Annotated in this window: 20 protein-coding genes, 1 pseudogene and 1 riboswitch; of the genes and pseudogenes, 6 read left to right on the top strand and 15 right to left on the bottom strand. The window is 38.6% G+C overall.

The annotated features are described in order from the left end of the window. Positions 1 to 55: 55 nt before the first annotated feature. From JOD18_RS19335 to gpr, 3 genes are all read right to left on the bottom strand, one after another. Positions 56 to 370 (bottom strand): hypothetical protein, encoded by a 315-nt coding sequence (locus JOD18_RS19335; RefSeq protein WP_204670762.1) that lies wholly within the window; start codon positions 368 to 370, stop codon positions 56 to 58. Beyond that, positions 370 to 1548, bottom strand: coding sequence for a stage II sporulation protein P (gene spoIIP, locus JOD18_RS19330; RefSeq protein ID WP_338029575.1), 1179 nt, complete (start codon positions 1546 to 1548; stop codon positions 370 to 372). Before spoIIP ends, JOD18_RS19335 begins: the two co-directional genes overlap by 1 nt. A gap of 66 nt (positions 1549 to 1614) precedes the next feature. After that, positions 1615 to 2709: a GPR endopeptidase gene (gene gpr / locus JOD18_RS19325; RefSeq protein WP_204670761.1), complete on the bottom strand. Its 1095-nt coding sequence runs from the start codon at positions 2707 to 2709 to the stop codon at positions 1615 to 1617. A 218-nt stretch (positions 2710 to 2927) separates the two neighbouring features. On the opposite strand from gpr, the gene rpsT reads away from it, so the two are divergent. Continuing rightward, positions 2928 to 3194, top strand: coding sequence for a 30S ribosomal protein S20 (gene rpsT / locus JOD18_RS19320; protein WP_204670760.1), 267 nt, complete (start codon positions 2928 to 2930; stop codon positions 3192 to 3194). A gap of 76 nt (positions 3195 to 3270) precedes the next feature. Beyond that, entirely contained in the window at positions 3271 to 3576 is a 306-nt protein-coding gene (locus JOD18_RS25075) for an IS3 family transposase (protein ID WP_204670759.1), read from the top strand. A gap of 67 nt (positions 3577 to 3643) precedes the next feature. Here the strand turns inward: JOD18_RS25075 and holA are convergent, their stop codons facing one another. Then, positions 3644 to 4681 (bottom strand): DNA polymerase III subunit delta, encoded by a 1038-nt coding sequence (holA, locus tag JOD18_RS19310; RefSeq protein ID WP_204670758.1) that lies wholly within the window; start codon positions 4679 to 4681, stop codon positions 3644 to 3646. A gap of 597 nt (positions 4682 to 5278) precedes the next feature. On the opposite strand from holA, the gene JOD18_RS19305 reads away from it, so the two are divergent. After that, positions 5279 to 5410 carry a YqzM family protein gene (locus JOD18_RS19305; RefSeq protein ID WP_204670757.1) on the top strand — a complete coding sequence of 44 codons (132 nt, stop codon included), beginning with the start codon at positions 5279 to 5281 and terminating at the stop codon, positions 5408 to 5410. 292 nt (positions 5411 to 5702) lie between these two features. Here the strand turns inward: JOD18_RS19305 and JOD18_RS19300 are convergent, their stop codons facing one another. The 3 genes and pseudogenes from JOD18_RS19300 to JOD18_RS19290 all read right to left on the bottom strand — a co-directional run bounded on the left by JOD18_RS19300 (position 5703) and on the right by JOD18_RS19290 (position 9428). Beyond that, positions 5703 to 7970, bottom strand: coding sequence for a DNA internalization-related competence protein ComEC/Rec2 (locus JOD18_RS19300; protein WP_204670756.1), 2268 nt, complete (start codon positions 7968 to 7970; stop codon positions 5703 to 5705). 32 nt (positions 7971 to 8002) lie between these two features. Further along, positions 8003 to 8458, bottom strand: a pseudogene (locus tag JOD18_RS19295) (ComE operon protein 2); the annotation flags it as partial. Positions 8459 to 8822: 364 nt separating this feature from the next. Further along, on the bottom strand, positions 8823 to 9428 hold the full coding sequence (locus tag JOD18_RS19290; RefSeq protein ID WP_204670754.1) for a helix-hairpin-helix domain-containing protein: 606 nt from the start codon (positions 9426 to 9428) through the stop codon (positions 8823 to 8825). Between the two features lie 74 nt (positions 9429 to 9502). On the opposite strand from JOD18_RS19290, the gene comER reads away from it, so the two are divergent. Further along, positions 9503 to 10330, top strand: a complete 828-nt coding sequence (gene comER / locus JOD18_RS19285) for a late competence protein ComER (protein WP_239588240.1) — start codon at positions 9503 to 9505, stop codon at positions 10328 to 10330. Positions 10331 to 10488: 158 nt separating this feature from the next. Here comER and JOD18_RS19280 read toward each other — a convergent pair whose 3' ends face one another. The 3 genes from JOD18_RS19280 to JOD18_RS19270 form a co-directional block, all read right to left on the bottom strand. Then, positions 10489 to 10668 (bottom strand): hypothetical protein, encoded by a 180-nt coding sequence (locus tag JOD18_RS19280; RefSeq protein ID WP_204670753.1) that lies wholly within the window; start codon positions 10666 to 10668, stop codon positions 10489 to 10491. A 565-nt stretch (positions 10669 to 11233) separates the two neighbouring features. Beyond that, a complete protein-coding gene (locus JOD18_RS19275) occupies positions 11234 to 12451 on the bottom strand; it encodes a mechanosensitive ion channel (protein WP_204670752.1) in 1218 nt (405 codons plus the stop codon). A 396-nt stretch (positions 12452 to 12847) separates the two neighbouring features. After that, positions 12848 to 13408, bottom strand: coding sequence for a thioredoxin family protein (locus JOD18_RS19270; protein WP_204670751.1), 561 nt, complete (start codon positions 13406 to 13408; stop codon positions 12848 to 12850). Positions 13409 to 13566: 158 nt separating this feature from the next. Here JOD18_RS19270 and JOD18_RS19265 point away from each other — a divergent pair, with 158 nt between their 5' ends. Then, positions 13567 to 14436 carry an oxidoreductase gene (locus JOD18_RS19265; RefSeq protein WP_204670750.1) on the top strand — a complete coding sequence of 290 codons (870 nt, stop codon included), beginning with the start codon at positions 13567 to 13569 and terminating at the stop codon, positions 14434 to 14436. An 80-nt stretch (positions 14437 to 14516) separates the two neighbouring features. Here JOD18_RS19265 and JOD18_RS19260 read toward each other — a convergent pair whose 3' ends face one another. Next, complete coding sequence (locus JOD18_RS19260) at positions 14517 to 15623, bottom strand: 5-methyltetrahydropteroyltriglutamate--homocysteine S-methyltransferase (RefSeq protein WP_204670749.1); 1107 nt, start codon at positions 15621 to 15623, stop codon at positions 14517 to 14519. A gap of 87 nt (positions 15624 to 15710) precedes the next feature. Beyond that, positions 15711 to 15801: riboswitch (SAM riboswitch) on the bottom strand. 368 nt (positions 15802 to 16169) lie between these two features. On the opposite strand from JOD18_RS19260, the gene JOD18_RS19255 reads away from it, so the two are divergent. Beyond that, a complete protein-coding gene (locus JOD18_RS19255; RefSeq protein ID WP_204670748.1) occupies positions 16170 to 17207 on the top strand; it encodes a DUF2515 family protein in 1038 nt (345 codons plus the stop codon). A 13-nt stretch (positions 17208 to 17220) separates the two neighbouring features. Here the strand turns inward: JOD18_RS19255 and JOD18_RS19250 are convergent, their stop codons facing one another. The 4 genes from JOD18_RS19250 to rpiA form a co-directional block, all read right to left on the bottom strand. Then, the gene (locus JOD18_RS19250; RefSeq protein WP_204670747.1) at positions 17221 to 18564 is read right to left on the bottom strand and encodes an FAD-dependent oxidoreductase; all 1344 of its coding nucleotides are present in this window, start codon (positions 18562 to 18564) and stop codon (positions 17221 to 17223) included. An 85-nt stretch (positions 18565 to 18649) separates the two neighbouring features. Beyond that, complete coding sequence (locus JOD18_RS19245; RefSeq protein ID WP_204670746.1) at positions 18650 to 19363, bottom strand: HAD family hydrolase; 714 nt, start codon at positions 19361 to 19363, stop codon at positions 18650 to 18652. A gap of 46 nt (positions 19364 to 19409) precedes the next feature. Further along, positions 19410 to 20258, bottom strand: coding sequence for a patatin-like phospholipase family protein (locus tag JOD18_RS19240; RefSeq protein WP_204670745.1), 849 nt, complete (start codon positions 20256 to 20258; stop codon positions 19410 to 19412). 204 nt (positions 20259 to 20462) lie between these two features. Then, positions 20463 to 21134 (bottom strand): ribose-5-phosphate isomerase RpiA, encoded by a 672-nt coding sequence (gene rpiA, locus JOD18_RS19235; protein ID WP_204670744.1) that lies wholly within the window; start codon positions 21132 to 21134, stop codon positions 20463 to 20465. Between the last annotated feature and the right edge of the window lie 547 nt (positions 21135 to 21681).

The raw sequence follows: 21681 nt of genomic DNA, 5'->3' as shown, positions 1-21681 counted from the left end.
TCCTCACCAATAACGGAATCGGCAATCTCTAATTGACCCCTGGAATCAATAACATTTAAAAGATAGCATCAACCACCGCATAAGTTGCGTTCATAATTTGATCAGATATTTTTTTTACCACGATAGCACCACCGTCAGCCGCTTTGTGTAAAAAGGTCGCTTCTACCTCATTGATTTCCCGTGGCTCTTCCAGCTCTAATTCCTCCATAATAGCCTCTCGGTCCGTCCACTGCGGTGCTTCGACCGTCCCAGTTGCTGACTCTTGAATTGTTACCTGTTCTACCGGCACTGCGGTTCGCTCCATGGAACCGAGGTAGATACCGAATGAGAATACAAGACAAATCAATAATAAACATAAGAAGTACTTCATTATTCATCCTCTCCCTCTTCCGAACCAGAGACTTTCTCTGCGTCCCAATAGTATTCGCTGAATATTTCTGCAAAAACTTCTGAGGTGTTATAAAGCTCTTCGAATGAATTATCAACGCCCCCGAATTCAAGCGTAAGTGCATTTTCTGATAGATCTTGGTTATATACTCCATTTCTGCCGGCACCGCCGTATTTTTCAACCCCCCGGCTTAACCCGGGATATTTTTCATCCATTAGCTCATGAAGTTTCTTGGCTAATGCATAATTCTTTTCAAATTCGGGATTATCGCCACCAATAACAAACATAATTTTCGCATATGTTTTATCATCAATATCAATTGTCGTAATATCTCCGCCAACACTGTCACGATGAATATCAAACACATAATTAAGTTCCTTATTCTCTGTTAAGGCTGCTTCCACTACCTCTTTGGAAGCTCGGTAAGAATCTGCTGAGTAATCCCAGTCTCGTTCATTCAAAATTTCCCCAATATCAGTTTGATCAACCTTTGCGCCAATCCCATGCTTGGCAAGGTCTTTAGCCATTTGTTCACTAACCCTTGTAATATTCACTTCATGGTGAAACGCACCATTAGGATCATCGGTCTCAGGCAGATGAGGTAAGAAGGATTCACGATTATGGGTATTATAAAGATAGACCACATCTGTCTCGGTTACTGACTTTTCTGGTTCTTCTTCTTGCTTGTCTTCTGGAGGAGTGGCTTCTCTCTCTTCTAATACAATGTCCAGTGGCGGAGTTGATTCCATCGTTAAATTGGTATAGTCCGTTCCTTCCCCAGCAATCAATATTTGCCGGTCATACATCTCAAACCCAGGCAATTCCCTTCCCAGTAAACTCCTTACATCATGCATTCTCACATTTGTACTTAATTCAAAGGCAACCTTCCATAAATCAATAGGCGGGTTATCTTCAGGCAATACACGAGAGAAAAGACGATTTTCCATCATCATTAAGGAAAGGTAATGTACCTCTGAAATATTACTAGTCCACTTCTTTACGGTATTGGAAGTAACACGATAACCTGGATCAACACTGGTCAGCATTCCAATAATGATAAACATGGAAAAAAACAAAGTGATAAAAGTAGAAATCCATGCCAATTTTTTATGTCTGGAAAAGAAACGTGTTGATTTAGCAGGTTTACGGATATTGTTCACAGTTCTTTCTACCTCCTCTACTACATTTACTAGATACTATGTAGAGAAGATAGCAAGTAGAACTGATTACCTTGTAAAAGCGGCAAAATTTTCAATTGTCACATTTTTATGCATGGCCGCATTGATAGCTGCGGCAATTAAATGGGCCATGTCTTTCATATAGCCATCAATTTCTTTAGGAGTTACCATCAAGTTATGTCCTAAAGGTGTAAGCACCTCTTGCATTAAGGCACGTTTCTCTTGTTCATTAAGGACACCAATCATACCAAAAATCTTTTCTCTTTCTTCCGTAGATGGCAAATCTTCGTCAGCTAATGACTGATTACCGAATGTGAGGCCTGGTGGGGCCAAAGATTTGGATGGTTTATCCTTTTCCTTCCATTCCTTCATGATATGTTTCAAGACATAGTCAATCGCATCACTAGTGATTGTCACTGCGTCCACAACCGTCGGAACCCCAATTGCAAAAACAGGAATGCCCAAGCTTTGTTTAGTGAGTTCTTTTCGTTTATTGCCGACACCTGAACCAGGATGGATACCTGTATCAGATAATTGAATCGTTGCATTCACACGTTCGATCGATCTCGAAGCCAAAGCATCAATGGCTACAACAAAGTCTGGCTTATATTTTGCGATCACTCCTTCAATAACATCACTTGTTTCAATACCGGTGACACCTAATACACCAGGTGACATAATGGCTACTTTACGGTAACCATCTTGCACATATTGCGGTTCATGCTGAAATAAATGACTGGTTACCAAGACCTGTTCCACCGCCAGAGGACCCAAGGCATCAGGAGTCACCTGCCGGTTTCCTAATCCCACGATTAATCCAGAAGCTTCCGTATCGATCTGATTTTTTTCCATTAATTCAAGTAATTGCTTGGCTATTACTTGAGCGGTTTCCTCTTGTAAGGCAGTATCTTGACGTTTAATTGCCTCAGAATAAATTGTTCGATAAGAGCCCGGGCTTTTACCAATCTGCTCAGATCCTTGTTCATCTACTTCCACTTCTGTTATCTTGATATTACCTACTTGACTGTCTCGTGTCTTTACTCCTTCTATTACATCACGATCTGTTTTTTCTTGTTCCACATACATATCCTTAGCTTCTACAGCTAAATCGGTTCTGACTTGATATTTATCTTGCGACACCATATATCCTCCTTTAACCATCGTTTATTTAGTAATGATTACTTTTCTATATGGGAAAATAATTAAAGCTTTTTTCTAGTTTTGCCAAGTAGGACGGAATGATACTTGAAATGTTTTTGACCAGAAACGATAATTTATATTGAAAAGTCATGAAAGCTTTGGTAAAATGTCATTTGACCTGATATATTGTAGGCGTATGAAGTAAGATGGAGGTGAATACATTGGCTAATATTAAATCAGCAATTAAACGCGTTCGCACAAACGAAGATCGCCGTCAACAAAATCAATCTGTAAAATCAGATATGCGTTCATATGTGAAGAAAGTTGAAGCGTTAGTCGCTCAAAAAGATGCAGAAGGTGCTGCACAAGCACTTCAGACAGCTACCCAAAAAATTGACAAAGCAGTACAAAAAGGACTTGTTCATAAAAACACAGGTAACCGTCAAAAATCACGTTTAGCTAAAAAGGTGAATAACCTTAGTGCTTAATAAAAACCACAACAGATCATTGAACTGCACCCCAATTGTTAGACACAAATCTAATAATTGGAGGTGCAGTTTTTTAATGGCTAAATTCACCAGTGTTGAAAAAATACAAGCAGTCATTCGCTTTCAAAGTGGTACAGAAGGCGTAAAGTCAATAGCTAAATCCATGGGAGTTGACCATTCCGTCCTCTTAAATTGGATTAAACAATATGAATATCACGGGGAAAAAGCTTCAGAATTTCTTCATTTAAACGAATTCGAAAGTATAGAGCATTTTAAACAAGAGCTAGAAAAATATATAGAATACTATAACAAACGAATCAAGGCAAAACTAAAAGGCCTGAGCCCGGTACAATACCGAATTCAGACCTTAGTAGCTGCTTAGTAAAATTATCTGTCCAACTTTATGGGGTCACTTCATCATACTGTTGTGGTTTTTATTATAGTGTCTGTTAGGACACATGCTCACGCTGATTAATCAGTTGATATAACAATAAATCAAATGCCAGTGACTTATCCATTGCCCCTGTCTTTATCTGTGCATCTGTTTCTGTCAATAAACCAATCGCCTGCTTCAACTGATTTAATGTGTATTTACTCTGGCGTTGTATGGATAATTTGGCAACATAAGTATGAATCTTGAGTTGTGAGGCCATTTGCTGCTGGGTGAAGCCACGCTGTTTTAATAATTTAACCTGAAGCAGTGTACGATACTGAGAGGCGACTAAAGCAATCAGTGCGATAGGATCTTCGTTCATCTTTTGCAAATCTTTGCTAATATTGATAGCCTTTGTTAGGTTTTTCTCGATAATGGCATCCATTAATTTCAAAGCCGAACTGTTTTCTGAGCTGGATAATAAGGTTTCTGCATCTTTCATGCGGATTTGATTACCTTCACCTACATAAAGTGCCAATTTCGCCATTTCAGAGTGAATTAGCATTAAATTGGTGCCTATTTCATTAATAAAATAAGTGATAACCTCTTTATCGATTTGAACATTATGCTGCTGTGCAATCGTAGTAATGGCATCTTGTACATTCCATTCTTGCAGAGGTTTACATTCTATTGCCTTAGCCACTTTTTTCAGCTGTTTCACAACTTTTTTGCGCTCATCTACTTTTTCATATGGCGCCGTGATAACCAATATCGAATAAGGCGCTGGGTTTTCCAGATAACGAAGAAATACATCAGGCTGATGGTTTACATCAGTATGCTGAGGTCGTGCCCTTAAAAAGTCGGCATTTGCTGCCAAAACAATTTTTCGATCTCCGAGAAAAGGAAATGTCTCTGCGTCTGTAATAACTTCCTGAATGCTTGTCTCTTCCAAATCATAAATCGACAAATTCGTATCCTGTTCTTCTTCAGGCATACCATACTCAATCAAAGCCTGCTTAATGGCTTCCATCATATATTCCTCTGTTCCGTGCAAATAATAAACAGCTTCAAAATTCTTTTTTTTGATTGCTTGTACACATGTCAAATAATCCATATTTTCATCTCCATCTATGTAAAACTTTTTGCCAATTGGATTGTTTTGCTAATAAAAAATCTTTCACTTATAACGTAAGTAAGAGTTGAAAAAAAATCAAATATGTTTTATTGTATAATAAGATTGAATTATTGAAAAGAAGCGAAACAATCTGGAATATACCTAGAAATGCTGGATACACTATACATACATGTTTGATTATTCCATAACGCTTCTGAAAAATCAAAATAGAGGGTGGCAGCAAGCTCCCATCCCTCTACAATCTATATGAACGCAACTTGATTAGTCCTAGGCATCTACTCAAGTTACGGCATTTTCTCCTTAATAGTGCATATTCAAAAAGTTGAAAAAGGAGATGCAAGAAGGTCGAGGCGGCGAAATTGCGAGTAGCAGGACGTATGCCTTTTAGATACGTGAGCAAGAAAGCAATAAGCCAACACAGAGAGTCACACTTATCATTTGGTGTCTATTTGAATCACCTCTTATATAGATTGGTCGATTTCCCCTAAATATATAGGTGTTAACTCTTGCTAAGTAAGGGAATCCTGTTATATGAATGAAAGATTTAAACACTTTTTGCTGAAGGAGGCGTTAGTGATGAATGAATTCGAAAAGGATGTACAATCGAAGCGTCATGACCTATTTGATGCAGGCTTTGGATTTATCTTCTCCTTTCTATTCTTCATGATCATTTTCTTTATTGGTGTTATTTTTGATGCGATTAATTAATCGTTCATGATCTGCTTAAAGACACACAAACGTTCTATAAAGAACATTTGTGTGTTTTTTTATAGGTTAGAGAAAGAGATCATTCCATGATCGGCAATGTCACATATAGTGAATATATACAGTGAAGACTGCCACCAGAAGAGTTTTTATACCCTCAGATCCTTTATTTGATCCTCATCTGCATAAAGTGGGCTTACCGTTCGTTTACAGCGTTATAAACCGTATTTAATCTTTTTACTACTATGAATCTCCTGCAGATGAATGTCTTTCCTTATCTGTTAGCTACTTTATCTTATGGCAGAAACGTAAAAAAGGTTCCATTCTCTTGACCAAATTGAAAAGTAATAGCTCCAGACTCATCTGTTCGATAGACCTCCATATTTAAACCATCTAATCGCTCCACTACACTGTCATGAGGGTGTCCATAGCGATTGTTTACTCCAGCTGAAATAATCCCGGCCTGCACCTCTAAGCTTCGCAAAAAGGGCTCTGAACTAGATGTATCACTGCCATGATGGCCCAATTTCAATATATCAGCTTGCAATGAGGGATACATCTGTAGTAATTTTTTCTCCGTCTCGACACCAATATCACCAGTAAACAACCATGTTTGCTTACCTAATATAGTGTGCAGTACCATCGAATTTTCATTTTTGTCTGGATTTGATTGATAAGGATGCAGCACTTCAAAGCGTTGATCCTGAATAACAACTGTATCTTCTTTATGAAGATTGAGATAATCAGTAACTGGATTTATTTGTTGATAATGTTCGATGATCTCTTCCTCAAAAAAGGATGTGAACAGATAATCCACTTGATAATTTTCTAATATAAATGGCACACTGCCAATATGATCATGGTCTGCATGGGATAAAAAAATAGCCTCTATTCGGTTAATGGCCCTTGCCTTGAAGAAAGGATCTATAATTTGTTCAAAATTTTTGGCGGAAGGAGTGGTGAAGTCCTTTTCCATCGTACCTGCTGCATCTATCATGATGACTGCTTTCCGAAAGGGCAGCTCTATGACGATTGCATCTCCTTGACCTATATCTAAAATCGTTACATAACCATGTGGATCCAGATATGGCTTTAGACTCACTGCCAGTAAAAGAAAAACGATTAATACCCCTGTACTAAAGGCTTGACGTATATTATGGGTCTCCCAGCCTGTCATAAAGAAATACAATAACAGATAGTATATACCAACTAACAAGACGGGAAACTCACCAATCAGCCAGATCAGGCTGAACATCTCATCAACCTTAGACAACAATTCCAGAAATAAGCTATGCAGCTGATCAAAGATTTGGTCCAATAAGGAAAGTAATGATGGTAATGGAAAACAAAGCAGCAAAAGAAATAATAATGGTAAGACAAACAGAGTGAAATAAGGGATAACAGCCAAATTAGCCAACACTGACAAAGGCTGAAATTGATAAAAATGGAGTAATTGGATGGGCAATATCACCATCATACTGAGGAAAGAAATTTGAAACATATTCCATAGATAACTTGGTTGTGCGATGACGATTTTCCTGGACAGGATAATCGCATAGGTAATGATAAAACTAAATTGAAAAGCTAAGGAATAAATCAAATAAGGATCAAAGAAAAGCAGCACAATAAAGACAACACTTATTACATCCGATACAGCCAGTCGAACAGATAATTTATGCAATACTAAGAGAACAATCATCATTAGCGAAGCGCGCCACACAGAAGGTGCTCCGCCAGAAAGAATCGGGTAGATGACCAAGATCCCCATTACCAGCAGCTGTGATTTCTCCACTGTTATTCGACATAGATATAACAAAAGAACATAGATAATGCTGACAATTAAACCGACATGTAATCCTGAGATAGCGATTAAATGAGTTAAATGCCAGTCTTGAAATAAGGAAAGTGTCTCTTCATCCATGAAGGAACGATCACCAAATAACATGGCTGCAAACCAAGCATAAGTTAACGGACTCAATTGTTGTTCGGCATGTTTCAGTATTTGATCACGCAAGTTGTATAATTTCTGCAGGGAATTTTGTCCCTCACAACTGCTTTCAGTTGTTGACTCAAGCAGGAATTGATAGTGAATGTTCTGGGAAGCAAGAAACGCCTGATAATTAAACTGCCCTGGATTCCTAGCTGAGGGAATCTCTTGATAACTTCCTTTTAAGGAACAGACGGCTCCTGTTTTAAACATTTGTTGGGAAACGTACGAAGTGGCTTCTGGGGGAAAATAGGTGACTTGTATCTTTTGCTGATTGGTTAAAAGTATGAAACGGATATATTGCTCTTTTCGTTCTACATAGGAGGTAATCTTGCCCTCGATTTGTGTCTCACCCAAATGGTTGGGCGGTGGTTTTATTTCAATCGCAGGGATATGAATGTAAAACCAGAGACTTAGCAACAAAAGTAACAGCACATATAGCTTAGATAATCGAAGGATTCTAATTAAATAAATAAACAATCCAGCCCCCAACAATACAAATAGACGAAAATCTATATGTTGACCGAAAAAACAAAGGAGATACACAACTACCATCCAATGCAAACGCTGCGACAATTATATACCTCCCTTCTTCTGTTTACCTATGCATCCTTCGGTTTTAGTGAAATATAAGACTGGTCTAATGCTACCTTTTCAACATGAAGTCCAGCCTCTTCAAATAGTTCCAAGGCATAAGGATGGTTCTTATAATCTTCTGCGTAGTACACCGTCTTAATGCCACTTTGAATAATTGCTTTACAGCAGTTGAGGCAAGGAAAATGTGTGACATATATCTCTGCCCCTTCTGTAGACGCACCAAATTTGGCACATTGCAAAATAGCATTCATCTCTGCATGAATCGTACGAACACAATGTCCATCTATCACATAGCAGCCTTCATCGATACAATGAACACTCCCAGATACACTGCCATTATACCCTCCTGCAATGATGCGTTTATCTCTGACAATCGTTGCACCTACCATCAACCGTTGACAGGTACTTCTTAATGCCAATAAGTGACTTTGAGCCATAAAATACTGGTGCCATGAAATTCTTTCCATTCGCTAATACACTCCCTCGATCTTTCCCTTTAGAGGCAAGTTCAAAATAAAAAAGCGCCGTTTTCTCTCTTTTGTCCATTCGCATAAACTTGGAATGATGAATTCCGTCTAGAGTAAAAACATTCGTTATGTTTATTGAACTCTTGAACAAGCACTCTAAATAAAAGTGTATCGGTATTATCCCAAACCGTCAATAAGATGAAATGTCCAGCTACGAAATTTTTTATGTCTCTACAACTTAATAGCATCCATTTGGAGAATTCAGCCTGTTACATAGTTCCTCTACTTTGTGTTCTGATTCATATAAAAAGTTAACATCTTATACAGAGGGGATAGTGGTGTCTGTTAAGATTGAACACGGACTTTATGGAACCATAATATAATTTCTTATATTGTCTAATGTTTTATCACCAATACCTGAAACATTTGTTAAATCTTCAATCGTTGTAAATAACCCATATGTTTCACGATACTCAATAATGGCCTGGGCTTTGACTTGTCCAATTCCAGGGATAGTTTGAATTTCTTCTGCCGTCGCAATATTAATTCTTACTTGCTGTTGATCTGTTTGTATACTGTCAGATGTAGCAGGGATTACTGTAGGCTCGTGTTCCACCTCTGTTTGATTAGGTACATAGATCACCATTTCGTCATATACCCGTTCTGCTAAATTGATGGACCGCTGATCCGCTTCTTCGGTAAAACCCTCTGCAAGAGTAACCACATCTAATAACCGACTTTCTGAATGGACGGTATAAACACCTGGCTTCTGAACCTCTCCCTTAATATCTACCTTGATCTCTGCGGTTGTTTCGTGAATTGTTTCTTCCTCTGTTATAAATTCATCAGCTGCTTGTTCTTCTTGGATAACATCGACCTCTCCCTTGGTGTCAGAGGGATTAATGATTAGCCACAAACCGACAATTACTGCAATCACAGCGATATACCAATTCTTTATTAACCAAGACATGTTAATCATTCCTTTATCATAGAATAGAACAGTGTGTCATAGGATAGTCTTAGTAACCATCCAGGAGGCGAGTAATGATGAAATGGGGCATTATAGGAACTGGAAATATGGGTAGTATCTTGGTGAGGGCCTTTATTGAATCGGAAACTATCAAGGAAACAGACTGTTATATTACCAATCGGAATATGGAAAAGGCCTATGCCATTCAACATCAATATCCGGACATACAAGTAACAAAAAGTATATACGACCTTGTGGAACAAACAGATATCATTTATCTATGTGTAAAACCGCTGGAGATGAAAGCAGTGTTGCAAGAGATAAGTCCATATTTATCCGAAAAACAACTATTGGTTTCAATAACCAGTGCCTTATCGACGGAGGAGCTGGAGAAATTAGTCCATTGTCAAGTAGCGAGGATGGTCCCAAGTATTACAAATTATGCTTTAGCTGGCGTTACCTTGGTTACGTTCGGCTCACGTGTGGATGCTTATAAACAAGATCAATTGATTCAAATATGGAGTAATTTCTCTGAAGTAATGGAGATTGATGAATCGATTATTAGAATCGCTTCTGATCTGGTGTCATGTGGTCCTGCCTTTTTTTCATTTCTGGCGCAAAAATATATTCATGCTTCTCACCAACTTACTTCTATCACAGAAGAACAAGCTACTGCCTTAATGGAAAAAATGTTATCCGGATATGGCAAACTATTATCGGAGCAGCATTTTACACTGACAGAATTAATCAACAAGGTATGTGTCAAAGGTGGAATTACCGGGATAGGGATAGCGGCTATTGAAGAGCATTATCATGATTTATTTGAGCACGTGATTGAAGCAACACATGATAAATTCTCCGAGGACAAAGAAATGCTGGCAAAGGAAGATACTGAAACATAATTACAGCGATGATAAAATATATATTCGACATAAACCAGTAATTATCCTGCTGAATCTTATGCTTTTTTCTAAAATGAAAGAAAACATAGCTGACTCTTGATCAAAGTCTACTAATGTTACAAAACCTTCAGAAGTGAAATATATCAAGGGGCCTTAGTTCATCCCCTACTCGCTTTTCGTTCCTGCCTCTTTAAGATAAACAGCATAATGGCTATCATACATGCACCTATAATAAAAGCGGCTAACATACCCAGCCAGAAGCTTTTCAAGACAAAACCGAATATTATGCCTATGATGACAGCATAAATTAATTCCATCAGCACCATTCGTTTAACCATCAGTAGTGACTCCTCTGTTCATTTTGTTCTATCGTATCACTCCACTGCTAAAATGAAAAGTAAATATGGATGCACATTAGAAAAAACAAGAAGAGCATTTTGTCCTTTACCTTTTAGCCAAGATAGATGTCCGCTGCGAGAAGTCGCCCTTTCCGCAGGCATGGCTTCTACGAAGGTTATTTCTGAAGTAGCTAATAATGGCTGGCATTGGATATACTTTCTTACCTTTGAACGAAAAGCGCCCTTTTAAAAACGTAGAGATTGGAGCGTCACAACGGAGATAAAGGAAACACGACGACGGAAGAAGTCGATGTCGACTTATCGTAGGGCGTGACGTAAAATCTCTAAAGTTTGGCGCTTGGAGCTGGACATGGCTATTCTTGAATAAGAATGAACGCATGAACAATTATATCCTTTCTGAACTTATTAGAAAAACTTGGCTTATCACCTAGTCTTTATGGCGAAAGCCTTTGTTTTACTTATACCATAATCCATAAACTTTTATACTTTCCTATAGTGGAACAAAAAAACTGCCCCAATGCATGGGACAGTTTTTTTGTATTTATTATTGCTGTTTATCGTTCATTTTATTTTCGACTTTATTCAATTGATGTTTGGCAAAATCCCTGCCGCCGATACCAAATGAAATAGCAAAAGCAATCATTAAGCCGCCTAAGATAAGGATAAACGCCCAATTCACAATAGAAGTAGCAAACTGAAGCTGATCTAATGTCATAAAAACAGCAAAGACAATGACAATATATTTTACGATGGTTGCTGATACAATACTATTGGTATAGTTGCGTACCAATGTAGATAAGAAATGCCCTAATAACAAGCCGCCAATTAGAATCAATAAACCACTAACTAAGAACGGGATATAGGTAATCACAGCTGCTCCAATACCATTCAATACTTGCAGTTGTAATAAATTTAGGGCTTCAACCGTAAAGAACAGTACAACTACCACTTTCACAATCATACCAAGCACTTTTGCAAGGTCAAACGGAATCGTGTTGTCCTCTTTAGTAAGGTTTAACATGGAATAAACATTATTGATACCTGTTCCCCGCAACACGTTGGTAAGCAAATCAGATAAGAAATTGGCTAAATAATAACCAGCAATAATCAAGACAATGGCCACAAAAATATTAGGAATAATCTGTAACACTTGATCCAACACAGAGGTAATTGGTGCTGCAATCGAGTATACTCCTAATGCCTCTAAAGCAATCGTAATAATAGGAATAAGAATAATCACAAATACCACATTGGCAATTACAGAAGAAAGTGCTACACCTTCTGCTTGATTCTGACTGCCTGTTGGCTTGATTTTATTAAACCATCTGTCTAATTTCAGTGCCAATGATAATTTTTCAACCAGTTCTTTGACAATCTTCGCAATCACATATCCAATGATTAAGATAATTGCTGCCGCTACGATATTTGGAATAAAGTTTAGTAACTTGTCCATCATGTTACTTATCGGACTGGCTACCGAATTCATGTTTAATGCATCTAAAATAGCTGGCAAGAATAAGATAAATACAATTAAGTATACAATCTTTGCTGTAAATGACAGAATACTTTTTCCTTGTTCTTCATCACGTGCAATTCTTATTTTAGCTAGACTCTTGTGCACATTCACTTTTACAAACAATTTTTCGACAATAGATTTACAAATCCAGGCCGCTGCCCACGCTAGCAGTAATAGCAGAATGGCAATGATGACGTTCGGAACGGACTGCATTAAGTTATTCATCATATTCTCAAATTGATCCATACTATCTCTCCTTTTTTATTAAGTCATATTGTGGTATACATAATGTTAATTACCTTTAAAAAGACAGCATTAAACCTATTTCATGAATATTGCCCCTTTTTGGTACTTTTTCATCACTAATATTCAAATAAAAAGTTGAAATACAGGGATATTTGTCGATAGAAGTGTTTAGGACTATTTCCAGACAATCAACAAAAACTAATCTGGTAGAGAAAAAATAAGAAAAGCATTTAGTCCTTTACCATTTAGCCAAGGTAGATTCCCGCTACGAAAAGTTGCTCTCCATATTTTTTTACAGAGGATAGTTTTGAAATAGGGTTGAGATTGGATATAATTCCTGTTGCAAAACAAACTGTCAGATTCCTTTTAACGGAAACCTGACAGTTCTCTTCCAATCTATTCTTTTGTAAGTGACACTAATTTCTCCATAAAACTATGATATACATACTGCCATAAGGTTTTATCATATTGATATTTCTCTGTTAATGCCGCGAATGCCTCACTTTGCTTCTCTGCAAAATCAGGAGCGTCTTTTGCTGGTAAGGAATCTCTAAGCTGATCCACTAATTGCTGTACTTCTGGCGCCCTTGGCCCCCATTTTCCTATTAGATGCCCTGCTCCATCAAGTATCAACACAATAGGAATTGCCCTTCCGCCATTAGTAAGATGTCGATCAATTAAGTCGGTATCTTCGTCTCTTAACGCCACACGAGATTCAATGCCAGCGGCTTCTGCAATTTTTCGAATAACCGGATTAATCATCATTGCATCGCCGCACCAGTCTTCCGTAATCGTTAACAAATGAATATCCATGTCTTTTAATTGTTCTGCTTCACCATCATCTGGAAGTTGAAAATTTTCATATACATAAAAACTCTCCTCTTTTAATTTACTCATCTGCTCCATATAATCTTGGATGGTTCTTCCCTCTTGAAAATACTGTTGTTCTGTTTTCATTCCTACACCTCTCTTGATTGGTATCTGTTCAAAAAATAGCATACAATTATGGAAAAGTACAGATGTTAGTCTTCCAGTCCTATATAGGCTATATTTATTTTGAATCTTATATTAAAATAACGTATATAGATTTACTGGAGAAAGGCGGAACGCAAGTTATGCATACATTTGGTATTATTGGTCCTGGAGCAGTAGGTGCTGTGATCGCCGAGACGCTACAAGACAGCGGTTATGATGTCACATTGTTAGGAAGAAAGACAGGAAAGGTACAAATTAAACGAGCAGGAATATCAGCTTCTACCATCCTTCCAGTCAAGGCACTTTCACAAACCTTAACTGCTTTTGATTATCTATTTATCGCGGTAAAAGGAACACAATTAGAAGGGATTCTACCATTTCTTCCACAAGTCACAGATAAAAAGTCGATCTGTATTTTATGTCAGAATGGTCATGGACAACTGGAGAGGTTCACACTCCCGAACACATACCAAGCCGTTGTTTATATTAGCGGCCAGAAAAAGGAACAAGTCGTCACTCATTTCCGAGACCGTACGCTTATTCTTCCTAAAAACGATGCTACCACCATGTTGCAACAAGCGATAGCGGACAGCAAACTTGATCTACAACTTCATGATCAGTATCTATATGATCTATGGTATAAATTACTTGTTAATCTAGCCATTAATTCGGTAACTGCCTTAAGCAGAAATACGGCAATCATCCTCAAAGAAGCAAAAGTACGACAATTGTGCAGGAAACTGCTTCATGAGGGAATTACCATTGCAGCAGCCGAAGGAATTGACTTTGAAGAAGACATAATCGAAGAGATTATGCAGATTTATGATGGATATCCACCTTATATGGGAACCAGTATGTATTATGACATCATGAACCAGCAGCCCTTGGAAACGACCTATATACAAGGTTATTTATATCAAAGAAGTCAAGCACATTCCTTAGATACACCCTGTTTAGATACTGTATACAGTTTACTGGTAGCGAGCGAGATAAAGAATGAAAAAGATTGACTAACGGCCAGTGGTAAACCTAGATTATTAAAAATAAGAGATCCCTTACAGCTGCTGCCATAAGGGATCTTTTTCAAAGGTTAATTCCAAATTTCTTTGGCTAATTCTACGATATATTTCAGTTTATTCCATTGATCTTCTTCTGTCAGATTATTTCCGTGGTGTGTAGAAGCAAAGCCACACTGCGGACTAAGACATAATTGATCCAAAGGAACATACTGAGAAGCCTCTTGCACTCGAGTTTTAATAGCTTCTTTATCCTCAAGCTCTCCGTTCTTGGAGGTAATGAGGCCTAACACAACCTTTGCCCCGCCATTTGGAATATAATTAAGCGGCTTGAATCCTCCTGAACGCTCATCATCATATTCCAAAAAGAAACCATTTACCTTCTCTTTGGCAAATAACGTAGGAGCTATTAAATCATAACTTCCTTCAAAGGCCCAGTTAGAACGATAGTTACCACGGCATAAATGAGTCGTGATCACTAAATCTTCTGGTTTACCTTCCAATACACCATTAACTACACGCAATGCTAAATCGATTAAATAATCACGGTCATGTTCACCATCATTAAATGGAATATCAGGTGAAGATAATCCAGCAATATAGACATCATCAAACTGTAAATACCGACAACCTAAATCATAAAAAGCCTGCAAGGCATCGCGGTAAGCTTGAATAATATCTTGTGCATATGCTTCAATATCTGGATAAATACTCTCATCACGGATCCCGACATTAAATAATTGGTTCGGGCTTGGGATGGTTTGTTTGGCAACAGCTCTGCCAGCTACAATTTCATTAAGTTCTTTAAAGTCTTGCAGAAAAGGGTGATCCGGATTAAAGGAGACCTTTCCAATATTGCGAACATTGTACCGCTCTGTTTCTTCTTCTCCGTGGAAAATGTAGCCTACTTCTGGTACATACCCTTCGATCCCGTTTAAATGTTCTAAAAAGTCAGTGTGCCAGAAACGACGACGAAACTCCCCATCAGAAACTAATTCTAACCCTACCTCAATTTGCTTGTCGACAATATAACTGATTTCTTGGTTTTCTACCTCTCTTAACTGTTGTGAAGAAATATTGCCAGCTTGGAAATCTTTTCTTGCTTGCAATAATTTATCTGTTCTTAATAAACTACCAACATGGTCGGCTCGAAATGGGGCTGCTTTACTGTTTGTTGTCATGGTATCTTCTCCTTTTCGATTACTTATCCAGTAAAAAAACCTTCTTCACAATAAGAAGAAGGTTTTACACACACTAAGAAAACAATCTTCTTATCTATTGGAATTAGCACCATGTCTATAGATAGACTGGTTGCTGAGACATCATCAGGCCAAATCCCTCCGCCTCTCTGGATAAGAAATACTATGTAATAAATTTGTATGAAAATAATCATACTATAGATAAAAATACATTTCAATACTTTTATCAAAAAATGTTTTTTATTGTATATCCAAATAGTGCGTGTTCAAAAAGTTCGATAAAAAGGATCAAGAAGTTCAAGGCGGCGTAGCTTTGAGTAACGGACTTGCATAGGATGTGTTGACTTCTGTGTTACCCACACGATGTGGGTGATCTTAGTAGAAGTTCCTCTACCGCCAACTCCGATATTCGCTGTGTCATTTTTATAGGACTTTTTGAACAACCTCAAATAGTTTCTTCCCTGAACAACATTCACACATACCGAGCACTTGAAAGGAGGAGTAACCATTTTTCTGCGATTTCTTTCCATGCCTAATCCCGTTAAATCGATAAAACAGGCTTTAGAGACAACTAGACCGAATGTTCCAATTCTTTCTAAAGAAGAACAACAAATCATTCAAATGATTCACAGCAAAACAGTACAAGCTAATTTAAACAACTTGACAAGGACAGCCGCCTATTTTCACTTCTATCAACAATACCCTGAATTAAAATGGCCTTTCTTAGCTCATATGGTCTCGCGAAATGGCGGCTGGAATATGACCGACCTGAAGAGCAGTCTTCAATCCCAGTTGTTGACACCGGCTCAGCAGCACTATTTTTTCTCCTTTCTGGAAAGGAATAACTGGTTGATCTTTCAAGATGCCTATCCGCAGCTCTTGCTCTATCAAGAAAGCATGAAACGGCAAACCAATCTGACACACTTGCTGCCTTATTTCCATGTTTCCATCTTTATGCAAGTTTTGTGGAATCACTTTTTTAATAACAGAAACAGCTACTTGATTGATACAGCCTTAATTATTAACGAACAACACTATATTGAAAAAAGAGTGATTCAAAATAAGCAATATCAACCGACACTAAAAGAGAAAATAGATATGCGCCTTCCAGAACTGTTTCAATGGAACTATATCCTGCTCCCGTACCTGACTCGACAGGGGACACAAATAGTCGGGTTACCAGTTCAACATTTTCATTCCCTCAAACAGCGCATTCTATTAGGGAAAAAACTGCTGCATATCATCAGCCAACCTGTTTATCATCAGGCAATGGTAGAATGGGCGGAAAGTATAAAGCACAGCGGCTCCAGAAGCGATTATTGGCCACATGTGTTCACGCATCATTCTACAGGCAACTATATCTACAGCCCGACTCTGCCTCAGGCTTGGGAGAATATCAAGCACCAGCCCGCCCTGTTTGATGAATGGTTTCATGATGACAAGGTGCTTACATATTTTCGTCCCATTAAAAAGAATATCCACTGTGCCATTGCAAAAGATTATGTGGAAGCACTTCAACAATTACACACAGCTGCGGCTGTCCAGTCTTTATTTGACCAGAACTAAAATGGGTATTTCTCTATGTTTTATCCCGATTCCATCGTCGTGATATTTTCTGCAGTGGATCCCATACACTATTATAAGGCGGTGCATAAGCCAAGTCTAAATCTTGCAGCTGATCTATTGTCATCTGATTATACAAGGCCGTTGCGAACACATCTATGCGTTTGTCGACACCTTTTTTACCAATGATCTGTACACCAAGTAAGTGGTTCGTATATCGATGATAAAGTAATTTAATGTGCATTTCCTCTCCACCTGGATAATAGCCTGCTTGATTGTTGGCAGTTTTTGTTTCTGCCTGATAGGGAATATTCAGCTGTTTTGCTTCTTTCTCGCTGATACCTGTCCTACTCAGAGTCAAATCAAAGAATTTGATAATAGATGTTCCTGTTATCCCTTTAAATGTCAGCCGGTTTCCTGCCATATTGGCACCTGCAATCCGGCCCTGTTTATTGGCTGTCGTACCAAGCGGGACATAATCATTTGTTTGCTTGATCAAGTGATAGTGGGTGGCACAGTCGCCAGCTGCATAGATATATTGGCTCGAAGTCTGCATACTTGCATCTACAATAATTGCTCCTGCCTTGGTTCGCTGGATAGAAGTGTCCTTCAGAAAATCAGTATTCGGCTTAATACCGGCACTAATGAGTACCAAGTCCGTTGCAATGGTATCTTTATTGGTCACGACTTCCTTTACTCGCTGTGTTCCAGTGAAACGGACCACTTCTTCGTCTAATCTCACCTCTATACCGTTTTTATTTGCTTCTGCTGTGATCCACTCTGCCATTTCAGCATCAAAAATCTTTGCCAGCTGTTTTCCTCTTTGAACAATCGTTACAGACAAGCCTTTAGAACGAAAAGAGTCTGCAGCCTCTAATCCGATATACCCCCCGCCAATAATGGTAACATGACGAATGGTTTCCGCTAAGTCAGCCATAATGCCAGTGGTATCAGGGATCGTTTTTAGCACGTGAATCCCCTCCAGATGGACACCTGACCAGTCAGGGATGATCGGATCTGCTCCAGTAGCAACGAGTAAGCGATCATAATCAAATATGACCAACTCATCAGATAACACTCGTTTAGCCGTTACCTGTTGTTTGTCGATATCGATCGCGATTACATCTATATGAACCTCAGCCTGAATGCCATATTCGTCACGGAATGTGGATACAGAACGAGCGATCACATCAGCTGCAGAAGGCACTAATCCATTGATCACATAGGGCAAACCACACTGCCCATAGGAATAGACATCCCCGCGTTCGAGAACCGTGATGTCAGCCGCTTGATCAGTTCTAACAATCTCCATCGCTGCACTCATTCCAGCTGCTACTCCTCCAATGATTACATATTTCATTACACACTCCTCCTTATCCTTTGATCCAGCAACTTTTTCCGACCAATAAAGGATCAGCAGACATTGTTTATTTTTGCTGAGATTATCAAGCTTGCTGCCTTGCAAGAAAATAGTCTAACAATTGATCGGCATGATGCACTTCTACATTCACATTCTCATGTACAGATTTTGTTGCCGGATGATGGCGGTGGTTCATCCAGACCGTGTGCCAATTCAGCTGTTTGGCACCAACCATATCCTTTTCATACGAATCGCCAACATAAATCGTCTGTTCTGGATTGCATTGCAACCCTTCAGCGACAATATCAAAAATAGCTTTGTTTGGCTTAGCCACCCCATAAGAACCCGAAATAAAGATATGATCATCCGGTATCCATTTCATAAGCTGGAGTTGTTTAATCTTCAACATTTGCCGCTGTTCTTCCCCATTGGTTAAAATGGCTAGCTGCTTACCTTGTTGGAACAGCTCATCTAATAATTGCCGAACTTCAGGAAACAGCTGAATATTACTTTGTTCTTCTTTATACCCTCGATCAAATGTCTCCGCTTGTTGTGTACTCATCTCCATGCCAAAATCATGACAAGCCATGCGAAATCGTTCTGTCTGCCATTGGTATACAGTTATTTCTCCTGCTTCACTCTGGTCAAATAATTGTTCTGAATATTTTCTGCTGGCACGATAGACCTTATCAATTTCTTCGTAACTATAATTGTCAGAAATATGACGATGAAACGTCCGGTGAAAAGATTGGGCTTGATCATATAATGTATCATCTACATCAAAAATAATAGTCTTCATACAATTGTTCCACTCCATTGCTGATTAATATATCCTTCCAAATGTTCTATGCTAAGAAGGCCTGTAAAGAGCTAGCTTGTGCTTGCATATCATGATAACCTTGCTGATAAAGATTCGTTAATTTAGTCTTATTTCTTTCTACCCGGCCGACTTTTAACTTCTCCGTTGGGGATATAATAAATACATTGCCTTTCTTTTCTTCCTCCAATAAGTATTGCAATGTGTGATTATATTCCGTGTGGCGTTGCTTAATCGATTGTATCAAGCCGGGATATTGACCATATTTCTTTTCTAATAAACCTTGAAAAGATTGTGGCTTTTTGAAATAGCCTCGATTGCGCGTCAATATGACAACGTTCTTTTTGTTTCCGTCCTCTACTGATTTTTTTACAGGGATTGGGCAGCTTATTCCCCCGTCCATTAGCGCTCGGTCTTGATAGTTAACGACAGGTGCCACAAATGGAAGTGAGCTGGAGGCGCGCAGTAGTGTCAGCATGTCGTCTGCGTAATGTGATTTATCGTAGAATATAGGTTCCCCACTTCGGCAGTCCGTTGCAACAACCACAAACTCTTCGGGCGCCTTATTAAAAGAAGCAAAATCAAAGGGAACTAGTTCATTTGGCAAACGATCAAAAATAAAATCCATGCCAAATAACTGGCGTTTAGTCAGCCAATTTCGTAAAGATAAATAATCAGGATGATCGACATAATCAATCGTTACTTTTTTATTACGATCAATTTGCCGGGATATATAGGAAGATCCATGACATGCACCGGCTGAAACCCCGATCACATAAGGGAAATACATCTCATGTTCCATTAAATAGCGCAACACACCTGCCGTATAGACCCCACGGCTTCCTCCACCCTCTAGTACTAATCCAGTATTATTCATAAAACCCTCTCCAATTTCCTTTTTCTAGTAATAACCATCCTTTTCTTATGAAGGTCTATCACTATTATAAGGAATGTTGGAAAGGGTCACCTATTATTTTGCTTATACTTTTTACATCTTAATACCTGTTCGCCAACGCGTCCTGTCAAACATCCCAGGAACACTTTGGCCGCCCTTCTTTTTTTGGTTTATTCGTGTGATTCATTATTTCTCTTTAATTTCTATTTTCCCATCTGCCTTGCCAATAATCATCGTATCGGCCATATCGACAAACAGACCATTATCAACAACACCAGGAATAGCATTAATTTGGGTCGATAACACACTTGGTTCTTCAATATGGTTAAAATGACAATCGATAATATAATTACCATTATCTGTGATAAAAGGGATATCGCTTTCTGACATTCTGAGGGTGACTCTACAGCCAAGCCTTTCTACTTGCCTGATGGTAACTTTCCATGCATAAGGAACAATTTCAACAGGCAGAGGAAAAGCGCCAAGCTTGTGTACATACTTTTGTTCCCCAATCACCACAACGAAATGTGTGGAGCTGGTAGCAATCATCTTTTCGCGTAACAGAGCTCCTTTTGCTCCTTTAATCAAGTTAAATTGATCATTGGCTTCATCCGCTCCATCGATCATTATATCGATATGATCAATATCAGCGACATCTATAAGAGGAATGTGGAGTTCCAGTGCACGTTCTTCCGTAAATTTGGATGTGGCTACCCCGTGTATCTTGAGTCCTTGCTTAACCTTGTTTCCTAATTCACGAAGTACGATGTTTACAGTCGATCCCGTTCCCAAACCGACGATCATACCTTCTTCTATATATTCTACAGCCTTCTGTCCTACTAATTGTTTCTCCAACACCGAAATCACCTCTCTCTTCTTCAAAAACTAGTATATCTTCATATTCCCCTTTTGTATCTTATGTAAACCCTTTTAAAGTTGACATCAGTACAGCCAACAAAAGATATTCCTTACTTTTTGAACAACCTCTTTATGCAAAAGGAAATATTTTGGCACATGTTTCACTAGGCTACCGTACTTCATGTTAAGCTATTACGACCATGGCAGATATCGAGAGCAAGGCAACCGCTGCGACTGACCGTTTCGCTATGATTTGATCCTACAGTGTTTGGTTAGAACATCCTCAGTTACCAGTTAGTTGATACAAAGTGGCCTACCTACATGATGCTATTTATTGCATGAAGTGTAGAACTATTTCCTAGCGTAGGCCAACCACGCAGACTCTTATGGGAACAGGACGAGCTGAAGATCCACTAAAAAAGCGGTTTTCTTTTTTAGTTAGCTGAGTCGTCCCAATAGAAAGCATTCCTGTAATGAAGAAATATGAGGGGAAATGAGCGTAGAATCAATTTTACAGAAAAGAATCCCCCTTGGTAGTATAGAGAGT

The organism is Gracilibacillus alcaliphilus (genome assembly GCF_016909015.1).
GTDB lineage: Bacteria > Bacillota > Bacilli > Bacillales > Amphibacillaceae > Gracilibacillus > Gracilibacillus alcaliphilus.
The sequence above is the reverse complement of the archived record's forward strand: the minus strand, read 5'-3'. Positions and strand labels throughout refer to the sequence as shown.

Coding starts and splice junctions, on each gene's coding strand:
- comER (WP_239588240.1), top strand. CDS start 9,503: ATGATGAAATGGGGCATTATAGGAACTGGAAATATGGGTAGTATCTTG.
- JOD18_RS19275 (WP_204670752.1), bottom strand. CDS start 12,451: ATGGATCAATTTGAGAATATGATGAATAACTTAATGCAGTCCGTTCCG.
- JOD18_RS25075 (WP_204670759.1), top strand. CDS start 3,271: ATGGCTAAATTCACCAGTGTTGAAAAAATACAAGCAGTCATTCGCTTT.
- JOD18_RS19270 (WP_204670751.1), bottom strand. CDS start 13,408: ATGAAAACAGAACAACAGTATTTTCAAGAGGGAAGAACCATCCAAGAT.
- JOD18_RS19255 (WP_204670748.1), top strand. CDS start 16,170: ATGCCTAATCCCGTTAAATCGATAAAACAGGCTTTAGAGACAACTAGA.
- JOD18_RS19335 (WP_204670762.1), bottom strand. CDS start 370: ATGAAGTACTTCTTATGTTTATTATTGATTTGTCTTGTATTCTCATTC.
- gpr (WP_204670761.1), bottom strand. CDS start 2,709: ATGGTGTCGCAAGATAAATATCAAGTCAGAACCGATTTAGCTGTAGAA.
- JOD18_RS19290 (WP_204670754.1), bottom strand. CDS start 9,428: ATGTCTTGGTTAATAAAGAATTGGTATATCGCTGTGATTGCAGTAATT.
- holA (WP_204670758.1), bottom strand. CDS start 4,681: ATGGATTATTTGACATGTGTACAAGCAATCAAAAAAAAGAATTTTGAA.
- JOD18_RS19265 (WP_204670750.1), top strand. CDS start 13,567: ATGCATACATTTGGTATTATTGGTCCTGGAGCAGTAGGTGCTGTGATC.
- JOD18_RS19240 (WP_204670745.1), bottom strand. CDS start 20,258: ATGAATAATACTGGATTAGTACTAGAGGGTGGAGGAAGCCGTGGGGTC.
- JOD18_RS19305 (WP_204670757.1), top strand. CDS start 5,279: ATGAATGAATTCGAAAAGGATGTACAATCGAAGCGTCATGACCTATTT.
- JOD18_RS19250 (WP_204670747.1), bottom strand. CDS start 18,564: ATGAAATATGTAATCATTGGAGGAGTAGCAGCTGGAATGAGTGCAGCG.
- JOD18_RS19260 (WP_204670749.1), bottom strand. CDS start 15,623: ATGACAACAAACAGTAAAGCAGCCCCATTTCGAGCCGACCATGTTGGT.
- JOD18_RS19245 (WP_204670746.1), bottom strand. CDS start 19,363: ATGAAGACTATTATTTTTGATGTAGATGATACATTATATGATCAAGCC.
- JOD18_RS19280 (WP_204670753.1), bottom strand. CDS start 10,668: ATGGTTAAACGAATGGTGCTGATGGAATTAATTTATGCTGTCATCATA.